The organism is Thiocapsa sp. (assembly GCF_011390875.1).
In the GTDB taxonomy this organism is placed as follows: Bacteria; Pseudomonadota; Gammaproteobacteria; order Chromatiales; family Chromatiaceae; genus Thiocapsa.
This window is the reverse complement of record NZ_JAABRP010000043.1, coordinates 22,203-28,290: the sequence shown is the minus strand read 5'-3', so window position 1 is coordinate 28,290 and position 6,088 is coordinate 22,203. Positions and strand designations below refer to the sequence as shown.

Here is a 6,088-nt window from a genome sequence, read left to right as displayed (position 1 = left end):
CTCGATAGCGTGCTCGACGAGCACGTCTGCCGTGACCTGTGACGACCCGAGCAGGATCGACCCGAGAAGTATCGAACGGCAGAGCAAGCGGCTTGAAACGAACGGGTTTCGCATCAGTCTAGGGTCCAGGCGGCTGAAGGATCGGGAGCGCGAGCGAGCTGTCTGCATTGCGCCGAGTACAAATATGCGGGCCGAATCGGCTCATGACCAGAGAGGGTTCTTCGTGTCCTATTTTCAATTGTCGGCTTTCGTCGTTACCGCCGTCCTGGTTTCCGGAGCCTGTGCAGGGTCCGAGTCTGCGCCTCCGCACTCAACTTTCGCGCAATCCGGCGCGCAATCCGGCGCGCAAGTCAGCTCGACGCTGTCGCCTGATCCGGGTACCCGCGTGTTGGAGCTTGCCGCGCTGTCCGACATGAGCGACCTGCTCGATCGCATTGCCGATCGTCGAGTTGTCTTCGTCGGCGAGAGCCATGATCGCTACGAGGACCACCTCAACCAGTTGGCCGTGATCGAAGGGCTGCACGGACGCGGCAAATCCCTGGCGATCGGGATGGAGTTCTTCCAGCAGCCGTATCAGGCGGCGATCGACGCTTATGTCGCGGGCGAAATCGACGAGGCCGAATTTCTGCGCCGCACGGAATATTTCGACCGCTGGCGTTTCGATTATCGGCTTTATCGTCCCATCCTGCGCTTCGCGCGCGAGCACGCCATCCCGGTGATCGCCCTGAATCTGGAAGCCGAGTTGACGCGGCGCGTCGGCGAGGTCGGGATCGCCGGCTTGACCGAGGCGGAACGCGCCCGCGTCCCGACCGAGATCGACCGCAGCGACCCGACCTACCGCGAGCGTATCGAGGCCGTGTTTGCGATGCACCCCAGCGAGCGCAAGCAGGATGTGGAGAACTTCCTCGAGGTTCAGCTCCTCTGGGACGAGGGGATGGCCGAGCGCGCGGCGACCTATCTCATGGCAAACCCGGAGCGCACGCTTGTCGTTCTGGCCGGCTCGGGGCATGTCGAGTACGGGCAGGGGATTCCCAGTCGGCTGACGCGCCGTCTCGATGTCCCGACGGTGACGATTCTCAACGGAACCCAGCGGAGCATGGATCCGGCAGCGGCGGATTTCTTTCTCTTCCCGCAGGAGATTGCGCTGCCCGCGTCCGGTTTGCTCGGCGTGATGCTCGAATCGGGCATCGACAAGGACGGTGCGCTCGTCCAGGGCTTCGCGGAGTCGAGCGGCGCCAAGGATGCGGGTATCCAGGAGGGGGACCGCATCGTGCAGATCGGCGACCAACCGGTGAGCGCCTACGCCGATGTGCGCATCGCCTTGCTCGACAAGGGGCCGGGAGAAAAGATGCCCGTCGAGGTCCTGCGCGAGCGCAAGCTCGGCGCAGACGAGCGACTGAGCTTCCAGGTGGAGCTGCGTTGAGCCGCATGCGACCCGAGCTGCTCTCGCCCGCGGGCTCCCCGCAGGCCATGCGCTACGCCTTTGCCTACGGGGCGGACGCCGTCTATGCGGGCCTGCCCAGATACAGTCTGCGCGTGCGCAACAATGCCTTCGACGGGGCGACGCTCGCGAGCGCCATTACCGAGGCGCATGCCGACGGTAAGCGCTTCTACCTGGCGGCCAACATCCTTTCGCACGGCGCGAAGCTCAAGAGCTTTGTCGCGGATCTGGAGCCGATTCTCGCGATGGGTCCGGATGCTCTGATCATGGCCGACCCCGGCCTGATCCTGTTGGTGCGCGAGCGCTGGCCGGACCAGCCGATCCACCTCTCCGTGCAGGCGAATACCACCAATGCCGCGGCGGTGCGCTTCTGGGCGTCGCAGGGGGTCTCGCGGGTCATCCTCTCGCGCGAGCTGTCGTTGGACGAGGTGGCCGAGATCCGCGCCGCCTGTCCCGACGTCGAGCTCGAGGTCTTCGTGCACGGCGCACTCTGCATCGCCTACTCGGGGCGCTGTTTGCTGTCGGGTTATTTCAATCATCGCGACGCCAACCAAGGTGCCTGCACCAACGCTTGCCGTTGGGACTATCGCGTGGCGAGTGCGGCGTCGATCGAGTCGATTCCGGGCTTCTCGAACCTGGCCATGGACGGCAAGGGCGAGACGAGCGGCGACATCATGGGTGCACCGCGGCATCCGTCCGCCGACGAGGTTTATCTTCTCGAAGAGCGCGAGCGTCCGGGCTCCTATCTGCCGATCTTCGAGGACGAGGCGGGGACTTACATCCTCAACTCGCGCGATCTGCGCGCGGTCGAGCACGTCGCGCGGCTGGTCTCGATGGGAATCGATTCGCTGAAGATCGAGGGACGGACCAAGTCGCACTACTATGTCGCGCGCACCGCTCAGGTCTACCGTGCCGCGATCGACGACGCGCTCGCGGGGCGCGCGTTCCGCAGCGATCTGCTGACCGATCTGGAAGGGCTTGCCAACCGAGGCTACACCGAGGGCTTCTACCGGCGTCATGCCCCGAGCGAGCTGCAGAACTACGACGATGGGGCCTCGCGCAACCAGCGACAGATCTTTGTCGGCGAGGTCACCGGCACTCGCGACGGCTGGGCCGATGTCCGGGTCAAAAATCGGTTTGCCGTCGGCGACGCCTTGGAGCTTCTGACCCCCTCCGGGAATCATCGCTTCCGACTGGAGTGCATGAGGAACATCGATGATACGGAGCTTCAGGTCGCGCCGGGCGACGGCTGGGAGGTGCGCATCCCCGTCCCGCCACCAACCGTCTCGGCCCTCGACCGGCACGCGCTGCTCACCCGAATGCTGTCCGAGCCCCCCGCCTCATCGACCCTGTAGGTCGTATCGACCAAAGGAAGCACCACGATCCGCCTCAGCGAATCCAATCGATGAGATGCATCAGCGGGTCTGTCGTGGGCCCCGGCTTGATGGCCCGCCCGTAGAGGCTTTGCCCGGCTTCCAGGACGGAATTCCGATCGCCGGTGATCAGCGGATGCCAGCTCGGCAACGGCTTTTTCTCGGCCAACAGCCGGTAGGCGCAGGTCTCCGGAAGCCACCGCGAGTTCGCCAGTGCCGCAGGTGTGAGGGTGACGCAATCGGGCATGCGCCGCGCTCGGTCGGCGTAATCGCTGCACCTGCAGGTGTCGAGGTCCAGAAGCGCGCAGGCGACGCGCGAATAGATGATGTCCCCGCTCTCCTCTTCCTCGAACTTCTCGAGACAGCATTTCGCGCAGCCGTCGCAGAGCGACTCCCACTGCTCGGACGTCATGGCGGAGAGCGGGGTTGTTTCCCAGAATCTCGCCATTCCCTCAATCGGGCCTTGATCGGGTTCGCTCATGTCGGGCATATCCACAGGTCACTGATTGCGTCTATCTTGACCGATCCAGAGGGTCGATGCATCCGGCATCGGGCTGGCAGTCGGTTGGCTCTCGCGACGGTGAATCCGGTCCCGGCTCTTCGTGCCGGGGCCTGAGCTGAACGATACTTCCCGTTGGGGACTTGACTTTTATGCGAATCGGGACCGAGCCGCAGAGACGTTATGCACACCAACACCCGGTGCGCGATGGAACACACGGGTGTCTACGGTCTGAACGTTCATTTCCAGGGAAAGTCGTTAATACTCTGTTTTTATTATTGTCGTGTTCATCCTCTTCGTCAGCGGCTTTCGAAAAAACAGTGACATGGGCACTGCCCTCGTTCTCTACCGCACAACTCGCCCACAGATTTATCCACAGGCTTCCGCTGCCTTTTCCGGCGCAGCCGCGCGGGCTAAGATGAGACCGACCTCGCCTCGGCCGAAGACCGGACGGCCGATAACATCATCAGAGGAAGACACCATGCCGCAGACTCTGATTGAGACCCCGATCGGCCCGATCGGCATCCAATGGGACGGCGAGACCTTGACCGGCGTCGACCTTGAACCGCCGGGCGCGGACGCCGACGTGGGCTCGGAAACGATGCCGTCGGCTATCCGGTTGCAGCTCGCGTCCTATTTCAAGGAGGCGTCGGCCGGTTTCGATCTGCCGGTCGTGCTGGTCGGCACCGGTTTTCAACAGCGGGTCTGGGCCGAGCTGCGGCGGATCCCCGCGGGCGAAACCCGCACCTACGGCGAGATTGCCCGACAACTCGGGAGCGGCCCGCGCGCCGTCGGGCAGGCCTGTCGCGCCAACCCTTGTCCAATTGTGGTGCCTTGCCATCGGGTGGTCGCGGTCAACGGCCTCGGCGGTTTCTCGGGTGATACGAGCGGACGCAAGCTCGAGGTCAAACGCTGGCTGCTCGTCCACGAGGCATGTAAACCGCGTCCGCAGCCCGAACAGGGGTTTGAGTCGGACCCGTAGCGCGGAGTATCCCCGTAGACTTTATCCCTGATGCGGTCTAGATGAGAACGGAAATTGACGTCAATAACTTAAGCCGGGTCTGCTCCGGCGCTCGCGGGCTGCTGCAAGGTCGACCCCGGATGACGACCTCGGGCCTCGCTCGGGAGACCGGCCACCCAGCACATCAGTCGCTCGTGATCCAACATCAGTGGCTCGGGACACCCGCTCTGCGGTGTCACGCATGCCCCGCGGCGCTCTGCGCCACGCGCCACGATGGCGAGAGTTACGAGCAAGGCCCGCCCTCGCATGTCGCGGGAGATGCGGTTTAATGCCTGTCGATCTGGGGGTGATCGAGGGTTTCGCCGATGCGCTCTGGCTTGAGCGGGGTCTGAGTCCGAATACGCTGGCGGCCTATCAGTCGGATCTGCGTGCCTTTGCCGCCTGGGTCGCACGCGAACGTGGTCGCTCGCTGATCGAGGCGCAGCGGCTCGACCTGCTGGACTATCTGGTCGTTCTCTCGCAAGAGGGCCGCAAACCGCGCTCGAGTGCACGTCTGTTGTCCTGTCTACGCCAGTTCTATCAATACCTTCTGCGGCGCGGTGTGATCCGCGACGATCCGAGCGCCCGGGTCGAGGCACCGAAGCTGGGTCGCCCTCTGCCAAAGAGTCTGAGCGAGCTTGAGGTGGAGGCGCTGCTCGGCGCACCGGACACCGCCGACGCGCGGGGGCACCGAGATCGGACCATGCTCGAGGTGCTGTACGCGAGCGGTCTGCGGGTGACCGAGCTCGTGACGCTGAGAACCGGACAGGTCGGTCTGACGCAAGGTGTCGTGCGGATCGTCGGCAAGGGCGACAAGGAAAGGCTGGTGCCGCTCGGCGAGGAGGCGACATCCTGGCTGCTCGACTATCTGCGTGGACCCCGTGCCGAGCTTCTCGGTGGTCGCGTGACCGATTATCTCTTTCCGACCTGCCGCAGCGAGTGCATGACCCGCCAGGCGTTCTGGCTGCTGATCAAGCGCTATGCCCTCGAGGCCGGCGTCTTCAAACCCCTGTCGCCCCACACTTTGCGCCATGCATTTGCCACGCACCTACTTAATCACGGCGCGGATTTGCGCGTCGTGCAGATGCTCTTGGGCCACAGTGACCTTTCAACCACACAGATCTACACCCATGTAGCCCGTGAGCGTTTGAAGCAGCTCCACGCACGGCATCATCCACGGGGCTGAGGGCGGATCCGGGGCGGAGGATGCGCGGCGGTTCGCTTTTGGCGGGATTTCTCGCACAATGGCCGTCTTCGGTGATTTGCGTGCGGAGTAAGAAAACCTATGCCATCGTTCGACATCGTCTCGGAAATCGACCTGCAGGAAGTCCGCAACGCGGTCGATCAAGCCAACCGCGAAATCGATACACGCTTCGATTTCAAGGGTGTGAAGGCAAGCTTCGAGCTGAGCGAGGAGAAGATCCTGATGATCGGCGAGCAGGAATTTCACCTGCAGCAGATGATGGATATCCTCCGTCAGAAGCTGGTCAAACGGAAGATTGATCTGTCTTCGCTCGACCCCGGCGATCCGGTTTCGAATCTCAGCGCGGCCCGCCAGGAGATCGCACTCAAACAGGGCGTCGACAGCGAGACCGCCAAGCGCATGGTCAAGGCCATCAAGGCCAGCAAGACCAAGGTGCAGGCCCAGATTCAGGGGGACCAGGTGCGGGTCTCCGGCAAAAAACGCGACGACCTCCAAGACGCAATCGCGCTGCTGCGCGGTGAAGATTGGGGTCTGCCGATCCAGTTCACCAACTTTAGAGATTAAGAATCCA

6 protein-coding genes are annotated in these 6,088 nt (G+C 63.5%); 5 read left to right on the top strand and 1 reads right to left on the bottom strand.

Going from position 1 to position 6,088, the window contains the following annotated elements:
- The first annotated feature begins 385 nt into the window (after nucleotides 1-385).
- Both GPT33_RS05280 and yegQ read left to right on the top strand, forming a co-directional pair.
- Nucleotides 386-1,423 (top strand): ChaN family lipoprotein, encoded by a 1,038-nt coding sequence (locus GPT33_RS05280; RefSeq protein ID WP_363929041.1) that lies wholly within the window; start codon nucleotides 386-388, stop codon nucleotides 1,421-1,423.
- 5 nt (nucleotides 1,424-1,428) lie between these two features.
- Entirely contained in the window at nucleotides 1,429-2,796 is a 1,368-nt protein-coding gene (yegQ, locus tag GPT33_RS05275; RefSeq protein WP_296806276.1) for a tRNA 5-hydroxyuridine modification protein YegQ, read from the top strand.
- Between the two features lie 34 nt (nucleotides 2,797-2,830).
- Here the strand turns inward: yegQ and GPT33_RS05270 are convergent, their stop codons facing one another.
- Nucleotides 2,831-3,295: a YcgN family cysteine cluster protein gene (locus GPT33_RS05270; protein WP_296806275.1), complete on the bottom strand. Its 465-nt coding sequence runs from the start codon at nucleotides 3,293-3,295 to the stop codon at nucleotides 2,831-2,833.
- 499 nt (nucleotides 3,296-3,794) lie between these two features.
- On the opposite strand from GPT33_RS05270, the gene GPT33_RS05265 reads away from it, so the two are divergent.
- The 3 genes from GPT33_RS05265 (at nucleotide 3,795) to GPT33_RS05255 (ending at nucleotide 6,081) form a co-directional block, all read left to right on the top strand.
- Entirely contained in the window at nucleotides 3,795-4,295 is a 501-nt protein-coding gene (locus GPT33_RS05265) for a methylated-DNA--[protein]-cysteine S-methyltransferase (protein ID WP_296806274.1), read from the top strand.
- 307 nt (nucleotides 4,296-4,602) lie between these two features.
- Nucleotides 4,603-5,499, top strand: a complete 897-nt coding sequence (xerD, locus tag GPT33_RS05260; protein WP_296806273.1) for a site-specific tyrosine recombinase XerD — start codon at nucleotides 4,603-4,605, stop codon at nucleotides 5,497-5,499.
- A 99-nt stretch (nucleotides 5,500-5,598) separates the two neighbouring features.
- On the top strand, nucleotides 5,599-6,081 hold the full coding sequence (locus GPT33_RS05255) for a YajQ family cyclic di-GMP-binding protein (protein ID WP_296806272.1): 483 nt from the start codon (nucleotides 5,599-5,601) through the stop codon (nucleotides 6,079-6,081).
- Nucleotides 6,082-6,088: the final 7 nt, after the last annotated feature.

What these genes read in the sequence shown, in the direction of transcription:
- GPT33_RS05265 (WP_296806274.1), top strand. Translation starts at nt 3,795, where the DNA reads ATGCCGCAGACTCTGATTGAGACCCCGATCGGCCCGATCGGCATCCAA.
- yegQ (WP_296806276.1), top strand. Translation starts at nt 1,429, where the DNA reads ATGCGACCCGAGCTGCTCTCGCCCGCGGGCTCCCCGCAGGCCATGCGC.
- GPT33_RS05270 (WP_296806275.1), bottom strand. Translation starts at nt 3,295, where the DNA reads ATGAGCGAACCCGATCAAGGCCCGATTGAGGGAATGGCGAGATTCTGG.
- GPT33_RS05255 (WP_296806272.1), top strand. Translation starts at nt 5,599, where the DNA reads ATGCCATCGTTCGACATCGTCTCGGAAATCGACCTGCAGGAAGTCCGC.
- xerD (WP_296806273.1), top strand. Translation starts at nt 4,603, where the DNA reads ATGCCTGTCGATCTGGGGGTGATCGAGGGTTTCGCCGATGCGCTCTGG.